A 15,189-nucleotide genomic window follows, 5' to 3' on the forward strand; every position below is an offset into this window, starting at 1 on the left:
CGCAACCCTACCCACTGCTTACCGGCTGGCGTCCCTCCCGCCGATCATGAAGTTAGCGGCGGTGTGGATCTCCGAAACTGCCGCCAACCTCATGATCAACCCGGTGGGGTGGGGGTGGGGTAGGCGGAGATCGAGGGTGCCGGCGTGGTTGCCGTCCGTCCGGCCGGGCCGGCGGTGAGCGCGGCGACGTCGGACGGGCGGTCGGCCTGCCCGGCGGGCATCCAGCCGGGCCGCCGGTGGTGCCGGTCGAGGTGGATCAGCGGCAGGTCGAGCCGGCGGGCGAGCGTGCACTTGCCGGCGCCCGCGCTGCCGACGATGAGGATCCGGCGCTTTGGGCGACGGCGGCGCCGTACGGGGGGGCAGGGACGACCGGAGCGGCGGTGACGTCGTGGATACGGCGTCACCGCCGGGCGGCCACCGTCACTGACGGGTGTCCATCGAGGTCTGCAGTGCGCGGCGCATCTGCTCGCGCGCCTCGTCGGTCGTGTTCTCGGTCTGCGGCTTGCGCTTGGTCGCCATGGGAGTTCCCTTCCCGGGTGCGGACCACCGAGCCCGGCGGCCCTCATGGGCGCCGACGGTCCCACCCGGCGCGACCCCCGCCGCGCCGCGACGTGGAGTCGTCGGCCTGCTGAGCGCCGGCGGTGCGGTCCGGGATCACCGGAACGGCTCGCTGGCAGCGTGTGCCCGGGTCGGTCTGACCCTGGAGGGAGGCGGCACCGGGTGTGGCACCACCGCCCCGTGACCTGCGCCGAAGCACCGGCCCTCACCCAAATTAACGTTCACTTTCCACATGTTGCCCACTGTTCCCGCAATGCGGACAGCAGAGAATGCCGGCCGGCGGCGCGCGTCAGCGGGCCAGAAAGTGCCAGCCCAGCCACCACCAGAACCCGAACAGGCCGATCCGACCGACCGGCACCGGCCCGACCTCGTAGCGCATCACGAAGGCGCAGACGTCGGCCAGGGACGGGATGCGCGAGCCCTCCCGCCGGGCGGCCCACTCGACGGCCGCGAAGAGCAGCAGCGCGGCCAGGAAACCGCCGATCGCCACGGTGCGCATCATCGGCGGACCAGCCCCCAGAACGCGGTCAGCCAGGCGAACCAGGCCGCCGAGCGGACCAGATGGTCCTCCAGCATCGGGTCGGCCAGCCGGGAGAACGTGGGGAACTCGTCCCCCACCGACAGCACGAAGGTCGCGCCCTCCAGGACGCCGAAGACGGTGACCGGCAGCAGCCACCAGAGCGCGCCGGCCGGCAGCCGCCGCGGCGCCGGCCGCCGGGGCGGCACCCGGTTGCTCAGGCCGACCCAGATCAACGCCCCACCGGTGCCCAGGGTGTAGAGGTTGGCCGCGGCGGAGAAGGACGGCAACTGCCCGCCGACCAGGGAGAGGCAGACCAGCACCGGCACGGAGACGACCGGGCGGTCCCAGGCCCGGGGCGCCTCGACGGTGAGCTCACGGGGGTGATCCATCACCCGATTGTCCCCAGCGTCACGGAACGCGGAAAGACCGGCACGCGTGGGAGTCGTCTCCCGGTGCCCGCCGCCCGGGGTGGGTCAGGAGGGCAGCAACGCGCCGGGCAGCTCCACCCGGATGCGCTCGACCACCTCGTCGACCGTGCCCCGGGCGGTGAATCCGGCGGCGAACCGGTGCCCGCCGCCCCCGAGCGCCATCGCGACCCGGCTCACGTCCACCGCGCCCTTGCTGCGCAGGGAGACCGCCCACTCGCCCTCGCCGGACTGCTTGACCACGCAGCTCACGTCCGCCTCGGCGGTGCAGCGCACCGAGTCGATCAGGGCCTCCAGCACGTACGCCGGCTGGTCGTGCCGGGCCAGGTCCGCGCGGGTGGCGTAGGTCCAGACCAGCCCGCGCCCGGCGGCGGCCGCCGGCTCCAGGCGGGCCCGGCCCATCACCTCGCCGAAGAGGCGGACGGCCCCGAACGGTCGGGTGTCGAAGACCTGCCGCGAGATCTCCCCCGGCCGGATCCCGGTGGCCAGCAGCCGGGCGGCCATCTCGTGCACGGCCGGCGTGGTGGCCTCGAAGCGGAAGGAGCCGGTGTCGGTGCTCAGCGCCACGTAGAGGCCGGCCGCGATCTCCGCGTCCAGCGCCACCCCGAGCCGGTCCAGCAGCCCGAGCGCGACCACCGAGGTGGCCGCCGCGTGCGGGTCCACCAGCTGGATGGTGCCGAACCCGCTGTTCGAGGCGTGGTGGTCCAGCACCAGCGCCGCGCCCGCCTTGTCCAGCCGGCCGACCAGGTCGCCCAGGCGCGACTCGCTCGCCGCGTCGAAGCAGATCACCAGGTCCGGATCCGGGTACGCGTCGTCCTGCGCGACCAGCAGCTCGGACCCGGGCAGCCAGCGGAACGGCTCGGGCACCTCCGGCGGTCCGGGGAACGTCGCCTGGAGCTGCCGTACGCCGAGCCGGCGCAGGCCCAGCCCGAACCCGAGCATGCTGCCCAGCGCGTCGCCGTCCGGGTTGACGTGGCAGATGAGCAGCACCCGGGCGGTGGCGGGAAGCCCGCGTACCGCCGCGACGGCGGCCGCCCAGTCGGTGTCGGTCGGGCCGGCCGGCGGGCCGCCCTCGGCGGGACCGGTCACGGGCGGTCGCCGCCGCGCGGCTCCTCGTCCCCGGTCGCCTCGACCTCGGCGTCCTCGGTGTCGGCATCCTCGTCCTCGTCCTCGACCCGGTACGGCTGGGCCTCGCCCGCGTACTCGGCCTTGGCGGCCAGGCGCTGCACCTCGGCGTCGGCGTTGCGGGCCGCCGCGAGCAGGTCGTCGATGTGCTTGACCTGGTCCTGCACGTCGTCGAGGACGAAGGTCAGGGTCGGCGAGTGGCGCAGCCCGAGCGCCTTGCCCACGGTGCTGCGCAGCATGCCCTTGGCGCTCTCCAGCGCGGCGGCGGTGCTGGCCTGTGCCGCCGCGTCGCCGAGCACCGTGTAGAAGACCGTGGCGTCGCGCAGATCGGCAGTGATCCGGGCGTCGGTGATGGTGATCATGCCGAGCCGGGGGTCCTTGATCTGGCTCCGCACCACCGACGCGACCAGTTCACGGACGCGCTCCGCGTGCCGGCGAACCTTGGCCGGATCCGTCATGTCCCCCACCTCCAGGGCTTCCTGCTTCCTACGACGGCTCCCGCTCGGCGCGCCTGACGGCACTGCCGCGAACTGGAGCCGTCGGCCGGGGACGACGGCGCGGCGCCGCCGGTCCGACCGCTCAACATCCCGAACATTACCCGCGCGATCGCCGCCCCTGCGCGGGGCCGCCGCCGGCCGGCGACCGGCAGGTCAGTCCTCCTCGCCGTGCAGGCGGCGGTGGACCGACAGCAGCTCGACCTCCGGCCGGGCGGCCACCAGCCGCTCGCAGGAGTCGAGCACCTCGCGGACGTGCGCCGGCTCGGCGGCCACCACGGCCACCCCGATCCGGGTACGGCCGTGCAGGTCGAGCGCCCCCACCTCGGCGGCGGACACCTCGAACCGGCGCAGCGCCGCGACGATCGGCCGGACGTACGACCGCTTGGCCTTCAGGGAGCGGGAGTCCCCCGGGAGCAACAGGTCGAATTGCGCGGTTCCGGTATACACGGCCAGCAACGGTACGGCAGGAGCACTCCTCCGGTCACCCGCTTTCCGCCGGCGGCTCCCGGCCGCCGCGCGCCGTCAGGCGAGCCGCGCGGAAGCGGTCGCCGGGGCGACCGCCACCAGCACGTCCCGCTCGATCGCCTGGTCGACCCGGTGTGCGAGGTCCCGCCAGCCGGGCCCGTCCAGCACCCGCAGGCCGGCGTCGGCCAGCACCGCCTCGGCCGCGGCCCGCGGGGCCACGAGCGTGTTCCAGGACAGCCCCAGCGCCCCGCCCGGGCGCAGCAGCTCCCGCCAGACCGGCACGGCGGCCGTCAGCAGGTCGAGCGGGCTGCGGGACAGGCCGGTCCCGGTGCGGCTGCCGTGCGCCACCCCGTACGGGGCGTCGGTGACGATCACGTCGGCGCAGTGGGGGCGGAGCACCTCGCGGGCCCGGGTGGTGTCGGCGTGCAGCACGGTGACCCGCTGGGTCGCCCGGGCCCGGTGCGCGTCCCGGGACGGCGCGACGACCGCCTCGAAGCGCCGGCCCACGAGCCGGCGGTCCCGCCGCACCGGCACCGTCTCGGCCGTGTGCTTGAGGCGCTTGCGGCGCAGCCAGGTGCGCAGGAACGCCGCGTAGGCGTCCACGTCCTTGCCGTCGTGTTCCACGCCGATGCCGTCGTAGCCGTACATGAGCGCCTGGTTGAGGGTGGTGCCCCGCCCGCAGAGCGGGTCGAGCACCACCACCGGCCCGTCCAGCATCCGGGGCGCCGACGCCGACGCGAGCAGGGTGACGTTGAGCAGCAGCCGGGTGAACTGCTCGTTGGTCTTGCCGGCGTACTTGGGGATGGTGACGAGGTCCGAGTCGTACCGGGCCAGGGGGTGCAGCGGCACCGGCCGCAGGAGGTCGTCGCCCACCCGCTCGAACAGCGCGTACGCCGCCGACAGGTTGGCCAGGTGGGCCAAGTCCCGGGCGCCGAGGCCGGGCGCCGGAGCCGAGAAGGTCAGGTACTCCACCCCGCCGATCCGCTCCACGGCGACGTCGGCCGGCGCCGCGTCGAGGACCCCCGACCCGGCGAACACGGCCAGCTCCGCGCGGGCCAGCCGGCCGGCGGCGTCCGCGTAGACGCGGTTGGCGGAGGGGGCGAGGAGCAGCGCGTACCTGAGCACGCCCGAGATTGTCGCAGCCTGCGGAAACGGCGACGGCCGGGACCCGCAGGCCCCGGCCGTCTCCGTCGTTCACACCGCTCAGGCGCGCGGCTTCTCCCGCATCTCGAAGGTCTCGATGATGTCGCCGACCTGGACGTTGTTGAAACCGCCCAGCGTCAGACCACACTCGAAGCCTTCGCGGACCTCGGTCGCGTCGTCCTTGAACCGCTTGAGGGAGCTGATCGTGAGGTTGTCCGCCACGACCGCCCCGTCCCGCAGCAGCCGCGCCTTGGCGTTGCGGCGGATGAGGCCGGACCGGACGATACAGCCGGAGATGTTGCCGATCTTGGACGAGCGGAAGACGTCGCGGATCTCCGCGGTGCCCAGCTCGACCTCCTCGTACTCCGGCTTGAGCAGACCCTTGAGCGCGGCGTCGATCTCCTCGATGGCCTGGTAGATGACCGTGTAGTACCGGATCTCCACGCCCTCGCGGTCGGCGATCTCGCGGACCTTGTTGGCGGCCCGCACGTTGAAGCCGATGATCGTGACCGCCTCGGACGAGGCGCTCGCGAGCATGACGTCGCTCTCGGTGATCGCACCCACGCCCCGGTGGATGATCCGAAGCTGGACCTCCTCCGGGATGTCGAGGTTGAACAGCGCGTCCTCGAGGGCCTCCACGGAACCGGAGACGTCGCCCTTGAGCACCAGGTTGAGCGAGGTCTTCTCGCCCTCCTTGAGCTGCTCCATGAGCGTCTCGAGAGTCGCCCGGCCGCGGGAGTTGGCGAAGGACGCCGCCCGCCGCCGTGCCTGCCGCTGCTCGGCGATCTGCCGCACGGTCCGGTCGTCCTCGGCGGCCAGGAAGGTGTCACCCGCACCCGGCACCGTGGTCAGACCCAGCACCATGACCGGACGCGCCGGCCCGGCCTCGTCGACCGGCTTGCCGTTCTCGTCCAGCATGGCCCGAACCCGGCCGTGCGCCCCACCGGCGACGATCGAGTCGCCGGCCCGGAGGGTGCCCTTCTGCACCAGCACGGTCGCCACCGCGCCACGGCCCTTGTCCAGGTGCGCCTCGATGGCGACACCCTGCGCCGGCCCGTCGATCGGAGCGGTCAGCTCCAGCGACGCGTCGGCGGTCAGCAGCACGGCCTCGAGAAGCTCCTCGATGCCGATGCCGGGCTTGGCCGCCACGTTGACGAACATGGTCTCGCCGCCGTACTCCTCGGCGACCAGGCCGTACTCGGTCAGCTGCTGGCGGACCTTGTCCGGGTTCGCCTCGGGCTTGTCGACCTTGTTGACCGCGACCACGATCGGCACGTCCGCAGCCTTGGCGTGGTTGAGCGCCTCGATGGTCTGCGGCATGACGCCGTCGTCGGCCGCCACCACCAGGATCACGATGTCCGTCACCTGGGCACCACGGGCACGCATGGCGGTGAACGCCTCGTGACCCGGGGTGTCGATGAAGGTCACCGCGCGGTCCTCGCCCTCGTGCGGGACGTGGACCTGGTAGGCGCCGATGTGCTGGGTGATGCCACCCGCCTCGCCGGCCACGACGTTCGCCTTGCGGATCGCGTCGAGCAGCTTGGTCTTACCGTGGTCGACGTGACCCATGACGGTCACGACCGGCGCACGGCTGACCAGGCGCTCCGCCGCCACCTCGGCGTCGAGGTCGATGTTGAACTGCGCGAGCAGCTCACGGTCCTCGTCCTCGGGGCTGACGATCTGCACGTCGAAGCCGAGGTGCTCACCCAGCAGCAGCAGGGTGTCGTCGGAGCAGGACTGGGTCGCCGTCACCATCTCGCCCAGGTTGAACATCTCCTGGACCAGCGAACCCGGGTTGGCGTTGATCTTGTCGGCGAAGTCCGACAGCGAGGCGCCACGGGACAACCGGACGACCTGACCCTGACCCCGGGGAGCACCCGAGGACATGGTCGGGGCCGACAGGTTGTCGAACTCCTGTCTGCGCTGCTTCTTCGACTTGCGGCCACGGGTCGGCCGGCCACCGGGACGCCCGAAGGCACCCGCGGCGCCACCGCCACGGCCACGACCGCCACCACCCGGACGGCCACCGCCGCCGGCCGGGGCACCCGGGCGGAAACCGCCACCGGGAGCGCCACCGCCGCCACCGGGACCGCCGCGGTAACCACCGCCGCCGCCACCGGCACCGGGACCGCCGCGGTAACCACCGCCGCCGCCACCGCCACCGGGACCGCCGCGGAAGCCTCCGCCGCCACCACCGGGACGACCCGCGCCGCCGCCGGGACCGCCACGACCGCCACCGGGACCGCCGGGGCGACCCGTGGTCGGCCGCTGGCTCGGCATGGAGGCCGGGCTGGGCCGGGGCGGCATGGAGGCCGGGCTGGGCCGCGGCGGCATGCCCGCCGGGCTCGGCCGCGGACCGCCGGCACCGGCGGCCGGGGGCCGCTGCTGCTGGCCACCCTGGATGCCGAACGGGTTGTTGCCGGCGCCGCGCGCCGGCGGACGACCGCCCGGCCGGGCACCCGGACCCGGGGTCGGGCCACCGGGACGGCCGGCGGCCGGGCCACCCGGACGCGGCGGCGCCGCGTTCGGACCCGGACGCGGCCCCGGACGGGGACCACCCTCGGTCGGGGGCTCGCGGCGGACGTTCTCCCGCTGCTGCTGGCGGGCGGCCTGCGCGGCCTTGACCGCGGCCTCCTGCTCAGCCTTGAGGGCGGCGGCGCGCGCCTCGGCGGCCGCCACCTCGATGTCGTGCGCGCTCGCCGGCTTGGCGACCGGGGTCGCCGGCTGCGGCGGGCCGGGGACCGGGCCCTTGGGCTTCGGTCCAGGGGTCGGCGCGGCCGGCCGCCGCGGCGGCATCGGCTTGGCCGAGACCCGGGGGGCGCCCGGGGTCGGGGACGGCGTCGGGGTCGTTGCCGGGCTCGGGGCGGCCGCCGCCGGGGCGGCCGGCGCCGAGGAACCACCGGCGGACGCGACGAATGCGCCACGCAGCCGTCGGGCGACGGGCGCCTCGACGGTGCTGGACGCGGACTTGACGAACTCGCCCATCTCCTTGAGCTTGGCGAGAACGGTCTTACTCTCGACCCCGAGCTCCTTGGCGAGCTCGTGTACGCGGGCCTTTCCTGCCACTGCACTCCTCACTCCGAGGTCGTGCGGGCAGCACCCGCAGCGACCTCACTCGTGCACTTGAAGCCTGGTCATTTCAGGGACTTCATCGTGTGCTCATGTCGGTCGTCCTACCTTGCTAGCGACCCTCGACCGGTCGGGCTGACCGGTCGTCGGGGTTGGCGCGTCAACGTGCTCCGCGAGCGCACCGTGGTCGGGGACCCCGGTGACGCGCAGTGCCCGCCCGAAGGCGCGGCGCCGCACCGCCTGCGCGAAGCAGGCCGGATCCGGGTGCATGTTCGCTCCCCGACCCGGCAGTCTGCGAGCCGGATCGGGCCGGAGGCTGTAATGACCAGCCTCGTCACCGATCGCGACGATTCGCAGCAACTCGCTGGCCGGCGCTCGTTTCCGGCAGCCCACACAGGTGCGCTCCGGCAGCGCGCGTCGTGCCACTGGAGGAAGTCTACCCCTAGCTGCTCGAGATCGCGCCGCCCGCCTCGGGAACGTGATCAGCTCCGCCCCGGCCGGCCGTGCCGCTCTGCTCCGCGTCGGAGCGGATGTCGATCCGCCAACCGGTCAACCGGGCCGCGAGCCGGGCGTTCTGCCCTTCCCGCCCGATCGCCAGCGAGAGCTGGAAGTCCGGGACGGTCACCCGGGCGGTCCGGCTGGCCAGGTCGACCACCTCCACCCGCAGCGCCTTGGCCGGGGAGAGCGCGTTGCCGACGAAGGTGGCCGGGTCGTCCGACCAGTCGATGATGTCGATCTTCTCGCCGTGCAGCTCACTCATCACCGCGCGGACCCGCTGGCCCATCGGGCCGATGCAGGCGCCCTTGGCGTTGACCCCCTGGGCGGTCGAGCGCACCGCGATCTTCGTGCGGTGACCTGCCTCACGCGCGATGGCGCCGATCTCCACGGTCCCGTCGGCGATCTCCGGCACCTCCAGGGCGAAGAGCTTCTTCACCAGGGCCGGGTGCGACCGGGACAGGGTGATCTGCGGACCGCGCATGCCCTTGGCGACGTGCACCACGACGCAGCGGATCCGCTCGCCGTGCGCGTACCGCTCGCCGGGGACCTGCTCGGACTGGGGCAGGACGCCCTCCAGCTTGCCCAGGTCGACGCTGACGATGCCCTTCTCGGACCGCGCCTCGTGCGCCTGCACCACGCCGGTGACCAGGTCACCGTCGCGGCCGACGTACTCGCCGAAGTGCACCTCGTCGGTGGCCTCCCGCAGCCGCTGGAGGATCACCTGCTTGGCGGTCATGGCCGCGATCCGGCCGAAGTCGTGCGGGGTGTCGTCCCACTCCCGGACCACGCTGCCGTCGGCGTCCACCTCCTGGGCGTACACCGAGGCGGCCCCGGTCTTGCGGTCGATCTCCACCCGGGCGTGCGGCTCGGCGCCGTCGGTGTGCCGGTAGGCGGTCAGCAGCGCGGTCTCGATCGCCGCGAGGATCGTGTCGAACGGGATCTCCCGCTCGCGCTCCAGGGCGCGCAGCGCCGCGAGGTCGATGTTCACCTCTCCTCGTCCTCCAGATCTTCGTCGTCGTCGATGTCGGTGTCGTCACCGAAGTCCTCGTCGGCCACCTCGTCCAGGCGGGTGAACTCCACCTGGACCCGGCCGGGGCCGAGCTCGGCGTACGGGTGCTCCGCACGGCCGGCGTCGGTCTCCAGCGCCACGCGCTCGTCGTCGGCGGTGGCGATCCGGCCGGTGACCTGCCGGTCACCCTCGGGCCCGTGGACCGTCACCTTGACCAGCCGGCCGGCGTTGCGCCGCCAGTGCCGGGGCAGGGTGAGCGGGCGGTCCACGCCGGGCGAGCTGACCTCGAGCTGGTACTCGCCGGCCACGATGTCGCCGCCGGCCTCCTCGGCGGCGTCCAGCGCCGCCGAGACCGCCCGCGAGACGTCCGCGACGGCGTCCAGGTTGATCCCGCCGTCGGCGTCGACGATCACCCGGACCACGTGGCGGCGGCCGGCGCGGGACACGGAGAGGTCCTCCAGGTCGTAGCCGGCGGCGGTGACCACCGGCTCGATCACCTCGCGCAGCCGGGCCCGGCGGGCGTTCAGGTCGCCGCGGGGTGCGCCGCTCCGGTCCGCGCCACGGGGGCCGTCGGACCGGCGGGGGCGCCCGGAGGGCCCCGTCGGCCGGGTGGCACGGCCACGCTGCGTCATTCGGCGCACCTCTCTGCTTTTGCCACGGGCCCGGGGGTCCGTCGTGTCACTGCTCGGGCGGACCGGTCGGGCCGCCATGCCGGCACGCCACCGGGGCGTTCGCGCCCGGTGGCTGCGCAGAGCGTAACGCGCGGGCCGGGCGGCGGCCCCGGCGGCGCACCGACGCCACTGGCCCACAGGGCGGCGGAGATGGTGTTGACTTGTCCGGTGGCGACCGGCAGAACGACATCGGATCAGGGCGCACCGGGACATTCCCGGCGGGCGCTGCTGCGCGCCGGGGCACTGGTGGCGCTCGGCGGCGCGGCCGTGCCGCTGACCGGCTGTGATCTTTTCGACCGCGGCGACGAGTCCCGACCCCCCGATCCGCTGGAGCCGCTCGCGGCCGAGGCCACCGCGCTGGAGGCCCGCTACCGGGCCGCCGCCACCGCCGTCCCGGCGCTGGCCGAGCGGTTCACCGCGATCGCCGACGCGCACCGGGCGCACGCCGAGGAGTTGCGCAAGGTCATCGGCCGGCCCGCACCGTCCGGCAGCCCCGCCGCCACCCCGTCGGAGGCCGCCGCCGACTCGGACACGGTCCGGACCGAGCTGCGGCAGGCCGAGCAGGAGGGGCGGGACAACGCCGCGAAGGCGTGCGCCGCCGCGCCCGCCGAGCGGGCCGCGCTGCTCGGGTCGATCGCGGCGGCCCGGGCGACCCACCTGGAGGCGTTGAAGTGAGCCCGACCAGCGGCCCGGCCCAGGCCCTCGGCGACGCGCTCGCCGCCGAGTACGCGGCGATCTGGGCGTACGGGGTGATCGGCGTGCACCTGACCGAGGCGGCCCGCTCCGCCGCCCGCGCCGCCGAGGCGGCACACCGGTCCCGCCGGGACGCCCTGGTCCTCCAGCTCAGCTCGGGCGGTGGTCAGATCCCCGCCGACCACGCCGGCTACGCGCTGCCGTACCCGGTGACCGACCGGGCGAGCGCGCTCAAGCTGGCCGTCGAGGTCGAGGAGCGGACCGCCGGCCACTGGCGGGCGGCGCTGGCGCACACCACCGGGGCGGACCGGAACAGGGCGCTCGCCGCGTTGACCGACTGCGCGCTGCGGGCCACCCGCTGGCGGCGCACCGCCGGGGTGACCCCGGTCACCGTGCCGTTCCCCGGCCGGCAGGCCTGAGCGGAGGCGCCGGTCACCCGGCGGAACCCTGCGGTTGCGGACCGCATACCAGGTATGCATACTCCACGCCATGTCCATCCGCCACGGCCTGCTCGCCCTGCTGGAGCGCGGCCAGATGTACGGCTACCAGCTCCGCTCCGCGTTCGAGGAGTCGACCGGGTCGACCTGGCCGCTGAACATCGGGCAGGTGTACACCACCCTGGCCCGGCTGGAGCGCGACGGCCTGGTCCGCTCGCTGCCGGAGAGCGACGGCGGGCAGCGGCCGTACGAGATCACCGACGCCGGGCGGGCGGACCTGGCGCTCTGGTTCGCCACCCCGATCAGCCGGGCGGACCGCCCCCGCGACGAGCTGTCGATCAAGCTGGCCCTGGCCCTCACCACCCCCGGCGTGGACGTCCGCTCGGTGGTGCAGACCCAGCGCAGCGCCACCATGCGGGCCCTGCAGGAGTTCACCCGGTTGAAGTACACCAGTGACAAGCCGGAGGATCTGCCCTGGCGCCTGGTGCTGGACGCGATGATCTTCCAGGCCGAGGCCGAGGTGCGCTGGCTCGACCACTGCGAGACCAGCCTGGTCCGCCACCGTCCGGCGCCGAGCCGGCCGGCCACCCAGCCGGAGGCGGTGGACCGGGCCGACGAGACGGCCCGCCGGTGACGGCAGGAGGTGGGCTCATGAGCGGCGTGCTGGAGCTGCGGGGCGTGCACCGGACCCACGGCGCCGGCGAGGCGGCCGTGCACGCGCTGCGCGGGGTGAGCCTCACCGTGTCGGCCGGCGAACTGGTGGCCGTGATGGGGCCCTCCGGCTCCGGCAAGTCCACACTGCTCGCGCTGGCCGGCGGGCTGGACCGGCCGACCGGCGGGGACGTGGTGGTCGAGGGCGAGTCCCTCGCCGGCCTGTCGGCCCGCGACCTGGCCCGGCTGCGCCGCCGCCGGATCGGCTACGTCTTCCAGGACCTGAACCTGCTCGGCAGCCTCACCGCCGCGGAGAACGTGGCGCTCCCCCTCGAACTGGACGGCGTCGGCGTCCGGGCGGCGCGCCGGTCGGCCCTGGCCGCGCTCGCCGAGGTGGACGTGGCCGGGCTGGCGGACCGGTTCCCCGACCAGATGTCCGGCGGCCAGCAGCAGCGGGTGGCGATCGCCCGGGCCCTGGTCGGCGAGCGCCGCCTGGTCCTCGCCGACGAGCCCACCGGCGCGCTGGACTCGCAGGCCGGCGAGGCGGTGCTGCAGCTGCTGCGCCGCCGGGTGGACGCCGGCGCGGCCGGGGTGCTGGTCACCCACGAGGCGCGGCACGCCGGCTGGGCGGACCGGGTGGTGTTCCTCCGCGACGGGGTGCTGGTGGACTCGACGGCACCGCTCGTCGGCGTGGAGCACCTGCTCAGCGGCAGCGGTCGGTGAACCGGGGCCGGGTCGCCGCCGCGCTCGGGTCGTGGCGGACCGCGCTGCGGATCGCCCGGCGGGAGGCCCGCCGGGCGCGCCGGCGTACCGCGCTGGTCCTCGTGATGATCGCGCTGCCGGTGCTCGGGCTGACCTTCGCCGCGGTGAGCTACGACATGGCCGAGCTGACCCGGGCCGAGCGGATGGACCGGCAACTCGGCGGGGCCGACGCGATGCTGCGCTGGATCGACCTGAACGCGATCGCCCAGGACGCCTGGGGCGAGGGCTCCTGGTCGGTCGGGGGCGAGTCGGTGCCGCCGACCCGCCCGGTGACCACCGACGAGGTGCGCGCGCTGCTGCCCGCCGGCAGCCGGCTCACCCGGGTGCGCCTGTGGGTGCCGTTCGAGGTGCGGATCGACGGGAAGACCACGTCGTTCGACGCCCGCGCCGTCGACCTGACCGACCCGCTCGCCCGGCCGCTTGCCACCCTCCGCGAGGGCCGGCGGCCCAGCCGGCCGGACGAGATCGCGGTGAGCCCGGCCGCGCTGCGCCGGCTGGGCGCCCGGCTCGACGAGCCGGTGCGGACCATCGACGGCACGACCTACCGGGTGGTCGGGGTGGTGGAGTTCCCGGACAACCTGCGGGAGGTCGTCGCGCTGCGGCCGGAGATCCCGCCCGCTCCGCCCGGCACGTCTGACGAGAACTGGCTGGTGGACCTGCCCGGCCCCGTCGACGCGGCGCTGGCCGACCGGTTGAACGCCCACGGGATCCTGGTGTCCGCCCGGACCCCGCTGCCGGGCCGGGAGGAGATGGCCACCGGACCGAACCTGCCCGACGCCGAGGAGACCGGCAACACGGTGCTGGTCGGCGGGCTCGGCCTGCTGGAGGTGGTGCTGCTGGTCGGCCCGGCCTTCGCGGTCGGCGTCCGCCGGCGGCGGCGGGACCTCGCCCTGGTCGCGGTGGCCGGTGGGGACGCCGCACACCTGCGCCGGATCGTGCTCGCCGACGGGGTGGTGCTCGGGGCGGGCGGGGCGGCCGTCGGGCTGCTGCTCGGCATCGGCGCCGCGTTCGCCGGCCGCCCGCTGGTCGAGCAGTACCTCATGCAGGCGCGCTTCGGGGCGTACCGGCTCTTCCCGACGGCGCTCGTGGCGATCGTCGGGGTGGCGGTGCTGGCGGGCGTGCTGGCCGCGCTGGCACCGGCCTGGACGGCGGCCCGACAGGACGTGGTGGCCGGGCTGGCCGGCCGGCGGGAGCCGCCGCCGCCGGGGCGCCGCTGGCTGGCGCTCGGGCTGCTGCTCACCGTGGCCGGAGCCGCCGTGGCCGCGTACGGCGCCACCCGGACCGCGCCCACCGGGGTGCTGGCCGGGGTGGTCCTGGGCGAGCTGGGGCTGGTCTTCTGCACCCCGACGCTTATCGGGTTGCTGGCCCGCACCGGCCGGCTGCTGCCGCTGACGCCCCGGCTGGCGCTGCGGGACGCGAGCCGCAACCGCTCGTCGGCCGCGCCGGCCATCTCCGCCGTGATGGCGGCGGTGGCCGGCAGCGTGGCGCTGGGCGCCTACGTGGCCAGCGACGACGCCCGGCAGCGGGCGGCCTGGCAGCCCGGCCTGCCCCCGGGGCACGTGCTGCTCCAGCGCACCGACGGGCCGGCCACCGGCGCGCTGCCCCCGGCCGGGGAGGTGGCCGGGCGGGTCCGGGCGGTGCTGCCGGACGCCACCGTGGTTCCGCTCGCCGCTCCGGAGTGCGCCCGGCCGGCGGACCCGGAGGACTACTGCGTCGCCACGGCGGTGCGCCCGCCCGAGCAGCGCTGCCCGTACGACCCGATGGATGCCGGTCCCGCCGCGGCGCGGACCGACCCGCGCTGCGTCCGGCCGTTCCGCGAGCCGAGCGACCTCTACCTGCCGGCCATCGTGGACGACGGGACGGTGCTGCCCGCGCTCACCGGCGCCCCGGCCGAGGAGGTGGCGGCGGCCCGCCGGACGCTGGCGGCGGGCGGGGTGGTGGTCACCGACCCCGGGCAGGTGGTGGACGGCCGCGTGCGGGTGGAGGTCAGCCACGGCTCCGGCGAGCTGAAGGCCGGGGTCACGCTGCCCGGGTACGCGCTGCGCGGCGGCCTCCCGGTGGACCGGCTGGTGGTCTCCCCGGCGGCGGCCGCCACGCTCGGCCTCGTGCCGGCGCCGCTGGGCTACCTGGTCGACACCGCCGACGCGCCGACCGACCGCCAGCGCGACGCCCTGGCCGCCGAGCTGAGCGGGGTCGCCCCGCTGGCGGTCCAGGTGGCGGCGGCCGGACCGCCGTCCGACCAGCGCCCGCTGCTGCTCCTGCTGGCCGGCGCCGCCGGCATGATCACGCTGGGCGCGGCGGCGGTGGCCACCGGCCTCGCCGCCGCCGAGGGCCGCCGGGACCTGTCCACCCTCGCCGCCGTCGGTGCCGATCCCCGGGTACGCCGGTTGCTGTCGCTCTGCCAGGCCGGCGTGATCGCGGTGCTGGGGTCGGTGCTCGGCATCCTCGCCGGCCTCGGCTCGGCGGCCATCATCCTGATCTCGCTGAACCGCCGGTACGCCCAGTCCTGGCCGGTGGAGCCGCCGTACCCGCTCGTGGTTCCCGGGTCGACGCTGACCGTGCTGGTGGTGGTGCCGCTGGTGGCCATGGTGGGTGCGGCCCTGCTCACCCGGTCGCGGCTGCCCGTCGAGCGCCGGCTGGACTGACCGCCCTCGATCCGGTCGGGG

Annotated in this window: 16 protein-coding genes; 5 read left to right on the forward strand and 11 right to left on the reverse strand. The window is 75.3% G+C overall.

Translation table 11 applies throughout. From position 1 onward, the window contains the following. Positions 1-95: 95 nt before the first annotated feature. The 11 genes from NFX44_RS31725 to rimP form a co-directional block, all read right to left on the reverse strand. Positions 96-404 carry a hypothetical protein gene (locus NFX44_RS31725; RefSeq protein WP_262287283.1) on the reverse strand — a complete coding sequence of 103 codons (309 nt, stop codon included), beginning with the start codon at positions 402-404 and terminating at the stop codon, positions 96-98. Positions 405-847: 443 nt separating this feature from the next. Then, on the reverse strand, positions 848-1,057 hold the full coding sequence (locus tag NFX44_RS31730; protein WP_262287322.1) for a DUF6186 family protein: 210 nt from the start codon (positions 1,055-1,057) through the stop codon (positions 848-850). Continuing rightward, positions 1,057-1,467 carry a hypothetical protein gene (locus tag NFX44_RS31735; protein ID WP_262287284.1) on the reverse strand — a complete coding sequence of 137 codons (411 nt, stop codon included), beginning with the start codon at positions 1,465-1,467 and terminating at the stop codon, positions 1,057-1,059. The genes NFX44_RS31730 and NFX44_RS31735 overlap by 1 nt, the downstream gene beginning before the upstream one ends. Positions 1,468-1,551: 84 nt before the next feature. Further along, entirely contained in the window at positions 1,552-2,592 is a 1,041-nt protein-coding gene (locus NFX44_RS31740) for a bifunctional oligoribonuclease/PAP phosphatase NrnA (protein ID WP_262287285.1), read from the reverse strand. Further along, on the reverse strand, positions 2,589-3,086 hold the full coding sequence (gene rbfA, locus NFX44_RS31745) for a 30S ribosome-binding factor RbfA (protein WP_262287286.1): 498 nt from the start codon (positions 3,084-3,086) through the stop codon (positions 2,589-2,591). The genes NFX44_RS31740 and rbfA overlap by 4 nt, the downstream gene beginning before the upstream one ends. Positions 3,087-3,278: 192 nt before the next feature. Beyond that, complete coding sequence (locus NFX44_RS31750; RefSeq protein WP_262287287.1) at positions 3,279-3,572, reverse strand: DUF503 domain-containing protein; 294 nt, start codon at positions 3,570-3,572, stop codon at positions 3,279-3,281. A gap of 75 nt (positions 3,573-3,647) precedes the next feature. After that, positions 3,648-4,715 carry a TRM11 family methyltransferase gene (locus NFX44_RS31755; protein WP_262287288.1) on the reverse strand — a complete coding sequence of 356 codons (1,068 nt, stop codon included), beginning with the start codon at positions 4,713-4,715 and terminating at the stop codon, positions 3,648-3,650. A 78-nt stretch (positions 4,716-4,793) separates the two neighbouring features. Continuing rightward, complete coding sequence (infB, locus tag NFX44_RS31760) at positions 4,794-7,799, reverse strand: translation initiation factor IF-2 (protein ID WP_262287289.1); 3,006 nt, start codon at positions 7,797-7,799, stop codon at positions 4,794-4,796. A 93-nt stretch (positions 7,800-7,892) separates the two neighbouring features. Next, on the reverse strand, positions 7,893-8,228 hold the full coding sequence (locus tag NFX44_RS31765) for a YlxR family protein (RefSeq protein WP_262287290.1): 336 nt from the start codon (positions 8,226-8,228) through the stop codon (positions 7,893-7,895). Between the two features lie 16 nt (positions 8,229-8,244). Beyond that, complete coding sequence (nusA, locus tag NFX44_RS31770) at positions 8,245-9,288, reverse strand: transcription termination factor NusA (protein WP_262287291.1); 1,044 nt, start codon at positions 9,286-9,288, stop codon at positions 8,245-8,247. Next, a complete protein-coding gene (rimP, locus tag NFX44_RS31775) occupies positions 9,285-9,941 on the reverse strand; it encodes a ribosome maturation factor RimP (RefSeq protein WP_262287292.1) in 657 nt (218 codons plus the stop codon). Before rimP ends, nusA begins: the two co-directional genes overlap by 4 nt. A gap of 264 nt (positions 9,942-10,205) precedes the next feature. Here rimP and NFX44_RS31780 point away from each other — a divergent pair, with 264 nt between their 5' ends. The 5 genes from NFX44_RS31780 to NFX44_RS31800 all read left to right on the forward strand — a co-directional run bounded on the left by NFX44_RS31780 (position 10,206) and on the right by NFX44_RS31800 (position 15,168). Further along, on the forward strand, positions 10,206-10,655 hold the full coding sequence (locus NFX44_RS31780; protein ID WP_262287323.1) for a hypothetical protein: 450 nt from the start codon (positions 10,206-10,208) through the stop codon (positions 10,653-10,655). Beyond that, the gene (locus tag NFX44_RS31785; RefSeq protein WP_262287293.1) at positions 10,652-11,092 is read left to right on the forward strand and encodes a ferritin-like domain-containing protein; all 441 of its coding nucleotides are present in this window, start codon (positions 10,652-10,654) and stop codon (positions 11,090-11,092) included. The genes NFX44_RS31780 and NFX44_RS31785 overlap by 4 nt, the downstream gene beginning before the upstream one ends. Positions 11,093-11,162: 70 nt before the next feature. Further along, positions 11,163-11,744: a PadR family transcriptional regulator gene (locus NFX44_RS31790; protein ID WP_262287294.1), complete on the forward strand. Its 582-nt coding sequence runs from the start codon at positions 11,163-11,165 to the stop codon at positions 11,742-11,744. 17 nt (positions 11,745-11,761) lie between these two features. Next, positions 11,762-12,484: an ABC transporter ATP-binding protein gene (locus tag NFX44_RS31795; RefSeq protein ID WP_262287295.1), complete on the forward strand. Its 723-nt coding sequence runs from the start codon at positions 11,762-11,764 to the stop codon at positions 12,482-12,484. Continuing rightward, positions 12,481-15,168, forward strand: coding sequence for an FtsX-like permease family protein (locus NFX44_RS31800; protein ID WP_262287296.1), 2,688 nt, complete (start codon positions 12,481-12,483; stop codon positions 15,166-15,168). Before NFX44_RS31795 ends, NFX44_RS31800 begins: the two co-directional genes overlap by 4 nt. The last annotated feature ends 21 nt before the right edge of the window (positions 15,169-15,189 follow it).

Source organism: Micromonospora sp. MA102, from assembly GCF_025460765.1.
GTDB lineage: Bacteria > Actinomycetota > Actinomycetes > Mycobacteriales > Micromonosporaceae > Micromonospora > Micromonospora halotolerans.